12 protein-coding genes are annotated in these 14,379 nt (G+C 68.6%); 8 read left to right on the top strand and 4 right to left on the bottom strand.

Features of this window, described 5'->3' with window-relative positions:
* Positions 1-231 precede the first annotated feature (231 nt).
* From CJZ98_RS06620 to CJZ98_RS06610, 3 genes are all read left to right on the top strand, one after another.
* Positions 232-1,623: a PP2C family protein-serine/threonine phosphatase gene (locus tag CJZ98_RS06620; RefSeq protein ID WP_094589690.1), complete on the top strand. Its 1,392-nt coding sequence runs from the start codon at positions 232-234 to the stop codon at positions 1,621-1,623.
* A gap of 102 nt (positions 1,624-1,725) precedes the next feature.
* Complete coding sequence (gene argH, locus CJZ98_RS06615; protein ID WP_094589643.1) at positions 1,726-3,126, top strand: argininosuccinate lyase; 1,401 nt, start codon at positions 1,726-1,728, stop codon at positions 3,124-3,126.
* A 125-nt stretch (positions 3,127-3,251) separates the two neighbouring features.
* On the top strand, positions 3,252-3,776 hold the full coding sequence (locus CJZ98_RS06610) for an RNA recognition motif domain-containing protein (protein ID WP_094589641.1): 525 nt from the start codon (positions 3,252-3,254) through the stop codon (positions 3,774-3,776).
* A gap of 53 nt (positions 3,777-3,829) precedes the next feature.
* Here the strand turns inward: CJZ98_RS06610 and dusA are convergent, their stop codons facing one another.
* Entirely contained in the window at positions 3,830-4,897 is a 1,068-nt protein-coding gene (gene dusA / locus CJZ98_RS06605) for a tRNA dihydrouridine(20/20a) synthase DusA (RefSeq protein ID WP_094589688.1), read from the bottom strand.
* Positions 4,898-5,145: 248 nt separating this feature from the next.
* Here dusA and CJZ98_RS06600 point away from each other — a divergent pair, with 248 nt between their 5' ends.
* The gene (locus tag CJZ98_RS06600) at positions 5,146-6,444 is read left to right on the top strand and encodes a BaiN/RdsA family NAD(P)/FAD-dependent oxidoreductase (protein ID WP_232756285.1); all 1,299 of its coding nucleotides are present in this window, start codon (positions 5,146-5,148) and stop codon (positions 6,442-6,444) included.
* Between the two features lie 30 nt (positions 6,445-6,474).
* Here CJZ98_RS06600 and CJZ98_RS06595 read toward each other — a convergent pair whose 3' ends face one another.
* From CJZ98_RS06595 to CJZ98_RS06585, 3 genes are all read right to left on the bottom strand, one after another.
* Positions 6,475-7,740, bottom strand: a complete 1,266-nt coding sequence (locus CJZ98_RS06595; protein WP_094589637.1) for a type II secretion system F family protein — start codon at positions 7,738-7,740, stop codon at positions 6,475-6,477.
* A 102-nt stretch (positions 7,741-7,842) separates the two neighbouring features.
* Positions 7,843-8,925 carry a type IV pilus twitching motility protein PilT gene (locus CJZ98_RS06590; protein ID WP_094589635.1) on the bottom strand — a complete coding sequence of 361 codons (1,083 nt, stop codon included), beginning with the start codon at positions 8,923-8,925 and terminating at the stop codon, positions 7,843-7,845.
* Positions 8,926-9,060: 135 nt separating this feature from the next.
* On the bottom strand, positions 9,061-10,974 hold the full coding sequence (locus tag CJZ98_RS06585; protein WP_094589633.1) for a GspE/PulE family protein: 1,914 nt from the start codon (positions 10,972-10,974) through the stop codon (positions 9,061-9,063).
* A 156-nt stretch (positions 10,975-11,130) separates the two neighbouring features.
* Between CJZ98_RS06585 and grpE the strand changes: the two genes are divergently transcribed.
* The 4 genes from grpE to rsgA are packed head-to-tail and all read left to right on the top strand — an operon-like array spanning position 11,131 to position 14,358.
* Positions 11,131-11,904, top strand: coding sequence for a nucleotide exchange factor GrpE (gene grpE / locus CJZ98_RS06580; protein ID WP_232756276.1), 774 nt, complete (start codon positions 11,131-11,133; stop codon positions 11,902-11,904).
* 3 nt (positions 11,905-11,907) lie between these two features.
* Positions 11,908-13,038 carry a molecular chaperone DnaJ gene (gene dnaJ / locus CJZ98_RS06575; RefSeq protein ID WP_094589629.1) on the top strand — a complete coding sequence of 377 codons (1,131 nt, stop codon included), beginning with the start codon at positions 11,908-11,910 and terminating at the stop codon, positions 13,036-13,038.
* A gap of 5 nt (positions 13,039-13,043) precedes the next feature.
* Positions 13,044-13,304, top strand: coding sequence for a sulfurtransferase TusA family protein (locus tag CJZ98_RS06570; protein ID WP_232756274.1), 261 nt, complete (start codon positions 13,044-13,046; stop codon positions 13,302-13,304).
* Complete coding sequence (gene rsgA, locus CJZ98_RS06565; RefSeq protein ID WP_094589627.1) at positions 13,294-14,358, top strand: ribosome small subunit-dependent GTPase A; 1,065 nt, start codon at positions 13,294-13,296, stop codon at positions 14,356-14,358. Before CJZ98_RS06570 ends, rsgA begins: the two co-directional genes overlap by 11 nt.
* Positions 14,359-14,379: the final 21 nt, after the last annotated feature.

The following is a 14,379-nucleotide window of genomic DNA, read 5'->3' as shown; positions in this document are numbered from 1 at the left end:
ATCCCGCCCCCTTTGGCTTAGGGCTTGCGGTTGGCCCTGCGGGACGGATTCGGGCCTGGCTCCTGGAGCCCCCCAACCTCCATCCCCGGCCCGCGCCGTCCCGCAGGGCCAGCCGCAAGCCCAAAAACTCCTGCTACTTTGCGTGCACTTCGCGGCCGCTCGGTGAGCAGCACGCCGCCCCCACGGCGGCCTGATTCGCCGCTCCAGAGCCCCGCCGCGGTGCCCGATCAGGTGCCCGAGCCTCCCCCGCTCGCCGGGCCAGCGTCCATCAGCGGCCAGGCCCTGAGTGCCGTCGCCTCGCTGCGCCAGCTGGTCGACAGTCTCAGCCGTGAGCAGCGTCGCAACCAGGACCTGCTCGCCTCCCTCGGTTTTGCCCTGCGCAGCTTCACCAATCTGGGTCGCTTCCTGGAGCTGGTGCCGCTGGTGGCGGCCCGGCTGGTGGGGGCTGAGGGGGCGGTGCTGGTGGCGTTCCATCCCGATGGTCGCCTCTGGCGGGAGCAGCTGCATGCCTGTCCCGTGGAGGGTAGCGAGGCGTTGCTGCGCCAGATCGCCGGCCTCAGTGATCGGGAGCTGCAGGAGCTCTCCGGCGAGGAGGGGGTGGCCGGCCGGCTGGATCAGCAAATCCGGCGCCTGCTGCCCGATCGGCCCCTGTTCGGCACCTCGGTGGTGGCCCGCAGCCGCCAGCGCGGCCGCCTCTATGTGCTCGGAGCCGCCAGTGGCCTCAGCTGGAGTGAGGTGCACCGCCGCCACGTGCAGCTGGTGGCCGACCTCACCGGCGTGGCGATCGAGAACGAGCTGCTGCAGCAGGAGGCACGCCGTCACGAGCGCATCGACCGCCAGATGAGCATCGGCGCCGAGATCCAGGCCCAGCTGCTGCCGGATCACTGCCCGGTGATCGAGGGGGTGGAGCTGGCGGCCCGCTGCCGTCCGGCCTTCCAAGTGGGCGGCGACTACTACGACTTCATCCCCACCAAGCCCCAGCTGATCGGTCGGCGCCGGGAGCAGGGCCGCTGGGCCCTGGTGATGGGCGACGTGATGGGCAAGGGGGTTCCGGCTGGGCTGCTGATGACGCTGCTGCGGGGCATGCTGCGGGCCGAGGTGCTGAGCGGTCTGCCGCCGGATCGGATCCTGCACGACCTCAACCAGCTGGCCCAGGAGGATCTCTCCCACTCGCACCGCTTCGTCACCCTCTTCTATTCCGACTTCGACCCCCGCACCCGCCTGCTGCGCTATGCCAACGCCGCCCACAACCCGCCGCTGATCTGGCGGCGGCTGCGCAACACGGTGGATCGGTTGGATGCGCCGGGTCTGCTGATCGGCCTGCAGCCCGAGGCCCAGTACGGCTGCGAGCAGGTCGTGCTCGATCCGGGCGATGTGCTGCTCTACTACACCGATGGTGTCACCGAGGCGCCGGGCCTCAACGGCGAGCGTTTCGACGAGGAGCGGCTGATCCGCGCCCTGCACACCGCCTGCCGCTCCGGCATTGGTGCCCAGGGCATCCTCGATCAGCTGTTCGCCCGGCTCGATCGCTTCGTGGGGCCCGATCGCACCCTGGAGGACGACGCTTCGCTGGTGGTGCTCAAGGTGCGCGAGGAGGTGATGCTGCCCAGCCTGCCCAGCTGAGTCGCCTGTCCCACGGATTGGCGTCACGCAGCGGATTGGCGTCGCGCAGCCGCCTGCCAAGCTGAACGGTCGCGCAGATCCGGTGTGATGGCAGCCCCTGAGATGTCTGGCGTGACCGGCGGCAAGGCCGGCAGCTGGAGCGATCGCTTTGAGCAGGGCCTGCACCCGGCGATCGAGCGCTTCAACGCCTCGATCGGCTTCGACATCACCCTGCTGCAGCAGGATCTGGACGGCTCGATCGCCCATGCCCGCATGCTGGCCAGCACCGGCGTGCTCACGGCCGATGAGGCTGAGCAACTGGTGGCGGGGCTGGAGCAGGTGCGCGCCGAGGCGGCCGCCGGACAGTTCAATCCCGGCCTTGAGGACGAGGACGTGCACTTCGCCGTGGAGCGCCGGTTGATCGCCCTGCTGGGCCCCCTGGGCAAGAAGCTGCACACCGGCCGCTCCCGCAACGACCAGGTGGGCACCGATCTGCGCCTGTGGTTGCGGGGCCAGATCGACGCCATCGATGCGGCGATCGTGCGCTTTGAGCGAGCCCTGCTGGCCCAGGCTGAAGCCCACGCTGAGGTGATGATCCCCGGTTACACCCACCTGCAGCGGGCCCAGCCGATCGGCCTGGCCCACCACCTGCTGGCCTACGTGGAGATGGCCGAGCGTGATCGGGCCCGCCTGCGCGACCTGCGCAAGCGCGTCAACATCTGCCCCCTGGGGGCCGCCGCCCTGGCTGGCACGCCGGTGCCGATCGATCGGCGCCACACCGCCGCGGCCCTGGGCTTCGACGACGTGTATGCCAACAGCCTCGATGCGGTGAGCGACCGCGACTTCGCCGTGGAGTTCAGCGCCGCCGCCAGCCTGGTGATGGTGCACCTGAGCCGCCTCAGCGAGGAGGTGATCCTCTGGGCCAGCGAGGAGTTCGGCTTCGTGAGCCTCACCGACCGCTGCGCCACCGGCAGCAGCCTGATGCCCCAGAAGAAGAACCCCGATGTGCCGGAACTGGTGCGCGGCAAGTGCGGCCGTGTGTTCGGCCACCTGCAGGGGCTGCTGGTGATGATCAAGGGCCTGCCCCTTGCCTACAACAAGGACTTCCAGGAGGACAAGGAGGCCCTGTTCGACACCGTGCGCACCACCCTCGACTGCCTCGAGGCGATGGCGATCCTGTTCGAGGAGGGGCTCACGTTCCGGCCCGAGCGGCTGGAGCAGGCGGTGGCCAGCGATTTCTCCAACGCCACCGATGTGGCCGACTACCTGGTGGCCAAGGGGGTGCCGTTCCGCGAGGCCTATCAGCTCGTGGGTGGCCTGGTGAAGGGCTGTCTGCAGGAGGGGATCCTGCTGCGCCAGCTGCCGCTGGAGCGCTGGCAGCAGCTGCACCCCGCCTTCGAGGCCGACATCTTCGCGGCGATCGAGCCGCGCCAGGTGGTGGCGGCCCGCCGCAGCGAGGGCGGCACGGCCTTTGAGCAGGTGCGCCTGCAGCTGGATCGAGCTCAGGCGCGTCTGCGGGACTGAGAATCGCGCGGTTGGTTTCCCCTGGCCCCTGTGGCCCCGCTGCGGAGTGTGCGCTTACAGCGCGGACTCCCCAACCGCGTCTAGTCTCAGTTCGAAGATTCCTGCCTGATCGGCCCCCACGGCCCGTGAGCATTTTTGTTGGAAACCTCCCCTTCCGCGCTGAGCAGGAAGATGTGGTGGAACTGTTCGCCCCCTTCGGCGGCGTGGCCAACTGTTCCCTGCCGCTGGAGCGGGACACGGGCCGCAAGCGGGGATTCGCCTTCGTGGAGCTGGCCGATGAGGCGACCGAAGCCCGCGCCATCGAAGCCCTGCAGGGGGCCGAGCTGATGGGCCGTCCCCTGCGCATCAACAAGGCCGAACCCCGCTCCGCGGGCGGACCGCGCCGCAGTGGTGGCGGTGGCTATGGCGCGGGTGGCGGTGGTGGTTACGGCGGCGGCGGCGGTGGTTACGCAGGTGCTGGCGGCAGTGGCGGTGGCGGTCGCAGCTCCGGCGCCAGCAGCTGGGAGGACCGCAGCTATGGCGGCGCCAGCGATGCGTTCGGGGAGGGCCGGAGCCGCCGCCGGCGCAGCAGCGGCGACACGACCGCGGGCGGCAGCAGCTGGGGGGCGAGCGATGGCGGCAGCGACACCTACGGCGGCGCCCAGGACTGATCCTTCAGCCACGCCGGGCCCCTCTCCGGCAAGGCCCCCCACCTGATGGGTGCTCAGAGCCCGTGCTCCTCCAGCTGCCGGGCCGCGGCCTCCAGCACCTCGGGGCCGGCCGTGCGTTCCCCGGCGGTCTGGCCCAGTTGGCGCCGCCAGTGCCGGGCCCCGCTCACCCCCTCCACCACCTGCACCAGGTGCCGGGCGATGGACCACAGCCGCCCGCCTCCTGAGCACCAGCGCTCGGCGTAGGGGATCAGGCCCCGCACCACCTGGGAGGCTGTGGCGGGCTGGGGCTGCGCCACCCCGAACAGCTCCCGGTCCACGGCAGCCCAGCGCAGCGGATGGTCGTAGGCGGCCCGGCCCACCATCACTCCGTCCAGTTGCTGCAGCGGTGGCAGGCAGTCGGCCAGGGTCTGCAGGCCCCCGTTCAGTTCGATCGTCAGCTCAGGGCGTTCCTGCTTAAGGCGCATCACCAGGTCATGGCGCAGGGGCGGGATGGTGCGGTTCTGCTTGGGATCCAGGCCCTCCAGCCAGGCCTTGCGGGCATGCACGCTGAAGCGCTTGCTGCCGGCGGCGGCCACCCGGTCCACAAAGGCCAGCAGTTCCTCGAAGGAATCCCGCGCATCGATGCCGATGCGGTGCTTCACCGTCACCGGCAGGGGGCTGGCGGCCGCCATCGCCGCCACGCACTGGGCGACCCGATCCGGCTCCGCCATCAGGCAGGCGCCGAAGCGCCCCTTCTGCACCTTCTCGCTGGGGCAGCCCACGTTGAGGTTGATCTCGTCGTAGCCGCGATCGGCGGCGATCCGGGCCGCCTCGGCCAGCAGGGCTGGATCGTCGCCGCCCACCTGCAGGGCGATCGGGTGCTCGCAGGGATCGAAGCCGATCAGCCGCTCCAGTCGCTGGCGGGCCCGCCCGTCGCCGGCCGCTCCAGCCTGCTGGCAATGGTGCAGGGCCTGGGCCACCACCATCTCGGTGTAGAGCAGGCTGCGCCGGCTGATCTGCCGGAACAGCACCCGGAAGTGCCGATCGGTGTAATCCATCATCGGCGCCACGCTGAAGCGGTGGGCGGCAATGGGCTGGGCACCTGAGGGTTCGGCTTCGGCCGGGTCGGTTTGCGGTTTCATCCCGGCGATGGGGTCGCGGCCCGGGGGCCCCTCCGCCGCTGCGGTGGCAGGCTCGCTCAGGGGGTGTTGCGGGGGCGCCTCTTGCATCCCTCCATCGTGCCCTCCGACTCTCCATGCCCCGCCCCGCCTCCAGCCGCTCGGCCTCCGACCATGGGCTCCCCAGTAGCCGGTCCTCCAACCCCCCGATCGGTTCCGCCCCCACCGAGGCCTGGGATCTGGTGGTGGCCGGCGGCGGCCCCGCCGGCTTCATGGCCGCCATCAGCGCCGCCGAGGCCGGCCTGGAGCGGGTGCTGCTGCTGGAGTCCAGCGCCGAGCCGCTGGGAAAGGTGCTGATCAGCGGCGGCGGCCGCTGCAACGTGACCCACGCCTGCTGGGATCCCCGCGCCCTGGTGGGCCACTATCCCCGCGGTGGCAAGGCCCTGCGCGGCCCCTTCAGCCGCTTCGCCTGCGGCGATGCGGTGGCCTGGTTTGATGCCCACGGCCTGGACCTGGTGGAGGAGGCGGATGGTCGGATGTTTCCCCGTAGCAACCGCTCCAGTTCCGTGATCCAGACCTTGCGTCAGGCCGCGACGCGCGCGGGGGTGGTGCTACGCACCCACACGGCCCTCCAATCCGCCGAGGCTCTCCCCGCTGGGGGTTTCCTGCTCCAGATGCAGGCCCGCGGCTCCAGCGGTCAGGCCGGCGCCGGTGTGCTTCCACGGGCTGGTGATCCTGGGCCAGGCGAGCGTGCGGAGCTGGCGTCCCGCCAGCCGGCGCCCTCCCCTACCAGCCCCGCCCAGACCCGCGCCTTGGTGCTGGCCACCGGCAGCCACCCCAGCGGCCGTCGGCTTGCTACCTCCCTGGGCCACAGCCTGGTGCCGCCCGTTCCCTCGCTGTTCACCCTCAAGTTCCACCCCAATCTCCTGCTGGAGCTCGCTGGCGTGGTGATGGATCCGGTGCAGCTGGAGCTGGAGCTGCCTGACGGGCGTTTCCGCCAGCAGGGGCCGGTGCTCATCACCCATTGGGGCCTGAGCGGGCCGGCCACCCTGCGGCTCACGGCTTTTGCGGCCCGGGCCCTGCACCGGGCCGGCTACCGCGCCGAGCTGCGGGTTGATTGGAGCGGTGGCCGCTCCCAGGCCGATCTGGAGGAGTTGTTCGCCGGCTGCCGGCGCGAGCAGGCTCGCCGCCAGCTCACCAGCGCGCGGCCCTGGGGCGCCCTGAGCCGGCGCCTCTGGCTCCATCTGCTGGCGGATCAGGGCGTGGAGCCGGAGCGCCGCTGGGCCGATCTCACCCGGGTCCAGCAGCAGGGGCTGATCCAGGCCCTGCGGGCCAGCCGCTATCCGGTCGCTGGCAAGGGACCGATCGGCGAGGAGTTTGTCACCGCCGGAGGCGTGAGCCTGGGCGAGGTGAATCTCGCCAGCATGGAGAGTCGGCTGGTGCCCGGTCTCTATCTGGTGGGGGAATTACTGGATGTGGACGGGGTGACCGGAGGCTTCAACTTCCAGCACTGCTGGAGTTCCGGCTGGCTGGCGGGGCAGGGCGCGATGCAGGGCTGTTTGGCTGGATGATGGCCTCCGCTTGCTGCCAGCCGGTCCTGGTCAGCGGATCTTGTCGAAGACACTGAACATGGGCAGATACATCGCCACGAGCAGTGCCCCCACCATGCCGCCCACCAGCACGATCATGGCCGGCTCCAGCATGGAGGTGAGATTCTTCACTGTCACCGACACTTCGTCCTCATAGAAGTCGGCAACTTTGGAGAGCATCTTGTCCATTTCCCCGGTTTCTTCACCGATGGTGAGCATGCTCAGGGCCATATCGGGAAACACCTGTTTGGTAGACAGGGCCCGGCTCAGGTTGATCCCTTCCTGCACTTCCGTGCGGGCCTGTTCGATAGCCAGTTGAATGGCGGCATTGCCTGAAGTTTCTTTGACGATATCGAGCGCCAGCAGAATGGGGACACCGGCCCGGCTTAGGGCGCTATAGATCCGGCAGAACTGGGCGGTGGCACTCTTCTGCAGCAGATCTCCGAACAGCGGAATCTTCAGCAGGTTGCGATCCACGGTGAGCTTGCCCTGGGGAGTGGAGTAGTAACCCACAAACAACCAGCCGATTGCAAAGATGCCGGCGACAAGAAAGATCGAGAATGACGATCGCAGCAGGCTGCTCAGATCCACCAGCAACTGGGTGAATACAGGCAGCTCCGCATTGAGGCTTTTGAAGATCGCTGCAAACTGGGGAATGATGAAGATCGTCATTCCGAGAAAGACACTGACGGCGATCACCAGGATGGCGATGGGGTAGCCCATGGCACCCTTGATCTGGCTCTGCAGCTTGGCGACCTCCTCCATCAAGATGGCTAGACGGTGCAGGGTTTCGTCGAGCACCCCGCCGGTCTCCCCGGCCTCCACCATCGCGATGCTCAGGCGATCGAAGACCTTGGGCCAGCGCCGCATGGCCGAACCCAGGCTGCCACCTTGGTTCACCTCGGCGCTGATGGCCGTAAGGGCCCGCTTGAACATGGGCAGCCGCTGTTGCTTGGCCATCAGATCGAGGCCCCGCACGATTGGGACCCCCGCATCCACCAGCGCCGCCATCTTGTTGGCGAAGATCGCCTTCTCCTTCACCCCAGGCTTCGCTTCAAAGAAGCTGCCCAGATCCATGGACAGCAGCGAGGATTTCTTGCCCGCAGTGCTGCCGGTGGCCCCAGGAGTCCTGGATTTAGCCTCACTGGCCACCAAGGACACCGGCACGATCCCCCGACGTCGCAGATCCCGCTTGGCACTGGCCACGTCCGCGGCGGAAACCCTCAATTCCCGGAGCTGGCCACCCCTGGCTGTGTAGGTAGCGGTGAAGGTGGGCATCGGGTGCTCGGCGGCAGGAGTAGCGGAATTCGTGGCGAGATGCGTAGAGAGATGGGTGGCGGGATCGCGAAGGCCTTGGGCTTGAGCTCCGCAGCGCTGGGCTTAACCCCCCTGACCTTGCAGCAGGCGTCCCAGTTCCTCCGGTTTGCTGGCCTTGGCCATGGCTTCCTTGCTGCTGATCTCGCCCTTGAACACCAGATCGGCCAGGGCTTTTTCCAGGGTCTGCATGCCCATCTGGCCGCCGGTCTGGATCTGGGAGTAGAGCTGGGCTGTCTTGCCCTCCCGGATCAGGTTGGCGATGGCCGGGTTGTTGATCATGATCTCCTGGGCCATCACCCGGCCGAACTGTCCGGGAGCGGGATCCAGCCGTTTGCAGAGGGTCTGGGAGAACACGGCCACCAGGCTGCTGCTGAGCTGCACCCGGATCTGGGTCTGCTGTTGGGGGGGAAACACGTCCACCATGCGATCCACCGTCTGGGCGGCGGAGCTGGTGTGCAGGGTGCCGAACACAAGGTGGCCGGTTTCGGCGGCGGTGATCGCCAGTTGAATGGTTTCCAGGTCGCGCATCTCCCCCACCAGGATCACGTCGGGGTCCTCCCGCAGGGCCGCCCGCAGGGCGGCACCGAAGCTCTTGGTGTCGTCGTTGAGCTGGCGCTGGTGAACCAGACTCTTGTCATTCCTGTAGGTGAATTCAATCGGATCCTCAATCGTGAGGATATGCTCAGCCCTGGTTTGGTTGATGTGATTCAGCAGGGCGGCAAGGGTCGTGGTCTTACCCGAGCCGGTCGGCCCGGTCACCAGCACCAGGCCCCGGGGACGGCGACTGGTTTCCTCCACCACCTGTGGCAGCTCTAGGGCCTGCAGGCTGGGAATGTTGCTGCCCAGGGCCCGCAGACAGGCCGCATAGGTCCCGCGCTGGCGATAGACATTGACCCGGAAGCGAGAGACGCCCTTCAGGCCATAGGCGCAATCCAGTTCCCAGTTCTGCTCGAGTTGTTTGCGCTGGGAATTGTTGATCATCGAGAAGATCAACCGGTTGCAGGTCTCCTCGTTCAGGGGGGCCTCGCGCATGGGCGTGAGGCTGCCGCTGAAGCGCCCATAGGGCGGCTGACCGGCCGCCAGGTGAAGATCACTGCCCCCGCGCTTGACCAGCTCCTCCATCAGGTCTTCGATCAGGAGTTCCATGGGGGGAGGGGCTGGAGAAGTCAATGGGATCTATTCTGTTGCCTAGCTGCAGCCCCAGCAAGACCGAAGGCGCGCTCGGAATGGCTTTCTCTCGGCTGTGCGATCTTTTGGCTGCGCCATCTGCGGCACTCTCCTCTACATGCCTCGAGGCGTCAGGCAGTAGGGGCACTCCAGCCATTCGTCGCGCATTCCCGCCCCACAGCCCTTGCAGGTGATCGTGTGCAGGGCCTTGGCGCGTCGTTCCGATTCCAGGCCTGAGTCGGTGAGGATCATCCGCTCGATTTCCTCCAGGGTCGTGTACCCCTGGCGAACCAGATCGAGCCCGTAGCCCAGCAGCGTCTTCATTCCCGATTCCAGCGCCAGTTTGCGGATCCGGTCGGTGGTGGCCATCTGGGAGATGGCGGTGGCCAGCACCTCATTGACGCGTAGCACCTCATAGACGCCGACCCGGCCCTTGTAGCCCAGCCCCAGACAGGTGGGGCAGACGTCGTCTTGGTTGTTGAGGGACCGTTTGGCCTTGAAGAAGTTGATGTTCTGTTCGTTGCTGGCGAACAGCCCGAAGCGGCCCAATTCCTGCTCAGAAGGGTGATACGACACCCGACAACTGGGGCAGACCCGTCGCACCAGACGCTGGGAGATGATGCCCATCAGTGAGGCGCTTACCATGAATGGCTCTACCCCCATCTCCGCCAGGCGGGCGATGGCGCTGGGGGCGTCGTTGCAGTGCAGGGTCGTGAGCACCAGGTGGCCGGTGAGGGCCGCTTCGATGGCAGTCTTCGCCGTTTCCAGGTCGCGGGTTTCCCCCACCAGCAGCACGTCGGGGTCCTGCCGCATGAAGGCCCGCAGGGCCAGGGCAAAGTCGTAGCCCTTCTCCCGGTTCACCTGGGTCTGGGAGATGCCCTTGAGCGTGTATTCGATCGGATCTTCAACCGTGGAGATGTTGATGCTGGGATCGTTGCGCTCCGCTAGCAGGGAGTAGAGGGTGGTGGATTTACCTGAGCCGGTGGGGCCCGTCACCAGGATCATGCCGAAGGGCTTCGAGCCCATGTCCCGCACGATCTCGAGGGAATGGACATCGGTGATCAGTTTGTCCAGGCCGAGTTTGGTAGCGCCGCTGTCTAGCAGACGCATGCACACCTTCTCGCCATAGCGGGTCGGCAGTGTGCTGACCCGCAGGTCAAAGGTGCGGCCCCGGAACAGGCGGCGGATGCGGCCGTCCTGGGGAAGTCGGCGCTCGGCGATGTCCAGGTCCGCCATGATCTTGAGCCTGGAGGTCACAGCCGGGATGATGTTCTTGGGCAGTTTTTCCAGTTGCTCCAGCACGCCATCCTGGCGGAACCGGATGATCAGGCCGTCCTCTTGGGGCTCCACGTGGATGTCACTGGTGCCGGTGCTCAGGGCCTGCACCAGGATCTTGTCCACCAAGCTCACGATCGGCGAGGAATTTGAGGCACTGATACTCGCATCGAGGTCCTCTCCACTCGCCTCATCGGGCGGTGCCTCCTGGAGAGTCCCGGTGAGGTTGATGTCATCCAGCAGTGAGAGCCGCTTCGGTGGCTTGCCTGGTTTGCGCTGGGGTGGAGAGGCAACAGGTGCGGGAGAAGCGGTTCCTGGGGTGGCTGCGGGGCTGCCTGGCGGTTGCGCAGGCGCCGCCGTCGATGCCGCTGGAGCTGCGGCGGAGCCTGCACCAGCTGGGCGGTCTCCACTCTCGCGGGCCAGGACGGCGTCGATGTCGGCCTTCAGCGCCAGGCGCATGTCGATCGTGACCCCCGCCGCGGCCGCTAGCTCGCCCAGCTGGCCCCGCTGCTCCAGCCCCCAGTGGGTCGGCACGGCCACCACCAGGGTGCCGCCCTCCTGGCGCACGGGCAGACAGCCCAGCTCCCGGCAGCGCTCCTGCGGCAGGGTCTGGGCCCAGGCCCAGCGGCTGATGCCGGCCTGGCTGAGGTCGAGGGAGGGCAGCACCCGCTCCCCCAGCAGCAGTTCCACCTCCAGCCGCTGCTGGGCGGGGCTGGTGGCGTTTGGGACCGGCCGGGCGGGGGTGAGGGTCATGGCGGCAGCCGAGGAGTGGGGACCTTGGTGGGTGGGGAAGCCGGGTCCTCAAACAGCTCCTCGGGAGCTCCCGTGGGAGGTGCGGGCTTCCGCCGCTTGTGGGGGGGAACCCCTGGACTCCAACATGTCTAGATCAGTTCTCCGGTTCAGTCAGCAATGAGCGGTGACGTCAGCTCCTTCCCCCAGGATTCCGCCACTGCCTCCACGCCTGCGGCCTCCACGCCTGCGGCCTCCACGCCTGCGGTCTCGACTCCGTCGGGTGCTGTGCCGCCGGACTCCGCTGCTGGGGCCGCCACGCCAACGCAGTTCGACGCGGCGGCGGGCGAGCACCCCTCCCCCACCGCTGATGCGGCTTCCGAGTCGGCTGCGAGCGGCGAGCCTGCCGGTGATCGCCTGCGCCAGTTGGAGGCAGAACTCGAGAGCCTCAAGGCCGAGAACGAGAGCCTGCGGGGCCAGTACATGCGCATCGCCGCTGACTTCGACAACTTCCGCAAGCGCCAGAGCCGCGACCAGGACGACCTGCGTACCCAGATCGCCTGCTCCACCCTCAGCGAGATCCTGCCTGTGGTGGACAACTTCGAACGCGCTCGCCAGCAGCTCAATCCCCAGCACGAGGAGGCCCAGAGCCTGCACGGCAGTTATCAGGGTCTCTACAAGCAGCTGGTGGACGTGTTCAAGCAGCTCGGGGTCGCGCCGATGCGGGTGGAGGGCGAGCCCTTCGACCCGAACTTCCACGAGGCCGTGCTGCGCGAGCCCAGCGACGAGCACCCCGAGGACGTGGTGATTACTGAGCTCCAACGTGGCTACCGCCTCAATGACCGGGTGCTGCGCCATGCCCTCGTCAAGGTGTCGATGGGGCCCGGCCCCGGCCAGGCGGGGGGCGCTCCGGCCGCCGCTGCCGACCAGGGCGACGCCCAGGCAGGGGATTGATCCATGGCCGATTACTACGACCTGCTGGGGGTCAGCCGCGACGCTGACGCCGACACCCTCAAGCGGGCCTATCGCCGCCTGGCGCGCCAGTACCACCCGGACATCAACAAGGATCCCGGCGCCGAGGACCGGTTCAAGGAGATCGGCCGCGCCTATGAGGTGCTCAGCGATCCCCAGACCCGCGCCCGCTACGACCAGTTCGGCGAGGCCGGCCTCGGGGGGGGCGGAGGCATGCCCGACATGGGCGACATGGGCGGCTTCGCCGACCTGTTCGAGACGTTCTTCAGCGGCTTCGGCGGGGCGGCCGGAGCCGGCGGTGGTGCCCGCCGCCGCGGCCCCCGCCAGGGCGACGATTTGCGCCTTGATCTGACCATCAGCTTCAGCGAGGCGATTTTCGGCCAGGAGAAGGAGGTGCAGGTGCGCCACCTGGAGACCTGCAACACCTGCAGTGGGTCCGGCTCCAAGGCCGGCAGCGGCCCCACCACCTGCGGCACCTGCGGTGGCGCCGGCCAGGTGCGCCGCGCCACCCGCACCCCCTTCGGCAGCTTCACCCAGGTGGCGGCCTGCCCCAGCTGCGAGGGCACCGGCCAGGTGATCGCCGATCCCTGCGGTGCCTGCGGCGGCCAGGGTCTGCAGCAGGTGCGCAAGAAGCTGCGGCTCAACATCCCAGCGGGCGTCGATTCCGGCACGCGGCTGCGGGTGGCGGGCGAGGGCAATGCCGGCCAGCGGGGCGGTCCGGCCGGCGATCTCTACGTCTTCCTGTCGGTGCAGCCCCACCCCAGCCTGCGGCGTGATGGCACCACCATCCACTCGGAGGTGACGGTGAACTACCTGCAGGCGATTCTCGGGGACACCATTGAGGTGGAGACCGTGGATGGGCCGGAGAAGCTGGAGATCCCGGCCGGTACCCAGCCCGGTGCCACCCTCACCCTCGCGGGCAAGGGCGTGCCCAAGCTGGGCAACCCCGTGGCCCGCGGCAACCACCAGATCGCCGTGAAGGTGCAGTTGCCCACCAAGCTCAACGCCGAGGAGCGTGAGCTGCTGGAGCAGCTGGCTGGTCACCACACCGCCAGGGGCCACAAGCACCCCCACAAGAGCGGCCTGTTCGGTGGCCTGTTCGGCCACCGGGATTGAGCGCCGTGACCCCGCCTGAGCCGGCTCCCACTCCCATTCCCGCCGTCGGTCTGGACCTGCGTGGTACCCCCTGCCCGGTCAACTTCATCCGCGCGCGCCTGGCCCTGGAGAAACTGGAGCCGGGTCAATGGCTACAGCTGGATCTGGATCGTGGCGAACCCGAGCAGATGGTGAGCGAGGGGCTGCGGGGCGACGGACACCAGGTGGAGTGCGAGCCCTTCGATGAAAGCGCGGTGCGCTTGTTGATCCGCCGCCATGGCGGCTGAGTTCCTCGCTCCGCCTTCCGCTCCCGGCCCGGCTCCTGATCTGCCCAGCCAGGCCATGGGCCTGGTGGTGGCCCTGGAGGCCAACTTCTGCCGGGTGCAGCTGGAGCAGCCGGCTCCCGGTGGGCTGGACCAGTTGCTGTGCGTGCGCCGTACCCGCCTCGCCAAGACCGGCCAGCAGATCTGCGTGGGCGATCGGGTGCGGGTGGAGGGGATCGACTGGGCCGCGGCCCGGGGCGCGGTGGCCGAGCTGGTGCCGCGCTCCAGTCTGCTGGAGCGGCCCGCCGTGGCCAACTGCAGCCGGGTGGTGGTGGTGATGGCGCTGGCCCAGCCGGAGCCCGATCCCCTGCAGCTCACCCGTTTCCTGCTGACGGCTGAGCGCAGTGGCGTGGCGGTCGAGCTGGTGCTCACCAAGGCCGATCTGCTCTCCACAGACCAGGCGGAGCAGTGGCGTGCCCGGCTCAGCGGCTGGGGCTACCCACCGCTGCTGGTCTCGTCGCTGCGGGGGGAGGGCCTCGAGCCCCTGCGCCAGCGACTCCAGACCCCCGGGATCGCCGTGCTGTGCGGGCCCTCCGGGGTGGGAAAGAGCAGCCTGCTCAACGCCCTGATCCCCGATCTGGCGTTGCGGGTGGGCAGCGTCTCGGGGCGGCTGCAGCGCGGCCGCCACACCACCCGCCACGTGGAGCTGTTTCCCCTGGCGCCGGGGGCCCTGCTGGCCGACACCCCCGGCTTCAACCGGCCGGATCTGCCGGATGATCCCGTCGCGCTGGCCGGCCTGTTCCCGGAGATCCGCCAGCGGCTGGAGCGGGGGGTCTGCCGCTTCAAGAATTGCCTGCACCGCGGCGATCCCGGCTGCGCCATTGGGGTCGACTGGGACCGCTACTCCCTCTATCGGCAGTGCCTGGTCGCCTGCCTGGAGCAGGCCGCAGCGGCGCGGGAGCGGCCGGCGGAGCCGGGCCTCAAGCAGCGGGGCAGCCGCCGCGAGCCCCGGCTGGATCAGCGCCTGCGCCAGCCCTCCCGCAAACGCCTGCGCCAGGGAGATCCGGAGCCGGAGTGAGCTTGATCGGTCAGAGCGCCA

It is taken from the genome of Vulcanococcus limneticus LL, assembly GCF_002252705.1.
GTDB lineage: Bacteria > Cyanobacteriota > Cyanobacteriia > PCC-6307 > Cyanobiaceae > Vulcanococcus > Vulcanococcus limneticus.
The sequence above is the reverse complement of the archived record's forward strand: the minus strand, read 5'-3'. Positions and strand labels throughout refer to the sequence as shown.

Bases quoted from the DNA above. Each gene is read 5' to 3' on its own strand.
- rsgA (WP_094589627.1), top strand. From the start codon at position 13,294: ATGGCGGCTGAGTTCCTCGCTCCGCCTTCCGCTCCCGGCCCGGCTCCT.
- grpE (WP_232756276.1), top strand. From the start codon at position 11,131: ATGAGCGGTGACGTCAGCTCCTTCCCCCAGGATTCCGCCACTGCCTCC.
- CJZ98_RS06590 (WP_094589635.1), bottom strand. From the start codon at position 8,925: ATGGAACTCCTGATCGAAGACCTGATGGAGGAGCTGGTCAAGCGCGGG.
- dnaJ (WP_094589629.1), top strand. From the start codon at position 11,908: ATGGCCGATTACTACGACCTGCTGGGGGTCAGCCGCGACGCTGACGCC.
- CJZ98_RS06595 (WP_094589637.1), bottom strand. From the start codon at position 7,740: ATGCCCACCTTCACCGCTACCTACACAGCCAGGGGTGGCCAGCTCCGG.
- CJZ98_RS06600 (WP_232756285.1), top strand. From the start codon at position 5,146: ATGGCCGCCATCAGCGCCGCCGAGGCCGGCCTGGAGCGGGTGCTGCTG.
- argH (WP_094589643.1), top strand. From the start codon at position 1,726: ATGTCTGGCGTGACCGGCGGCAAGGCCGGCAGCTGGAGCGATCGCTTT.
- CJZ98_RS06585 (WP_094589633.1), bottom strand. From the start codon at position 10,974: ATGACCCTCACCCCCGCCCGGCCGGTCCCAAACGCCACCAGCCCCGCC.
- dusA (WP_094589688.1), bottom strand. From the start codon at position 4,897: ATGAAACCGCAAACCGACCCGGCCGAAGCCGAACCCTCAGGTGCCCAG.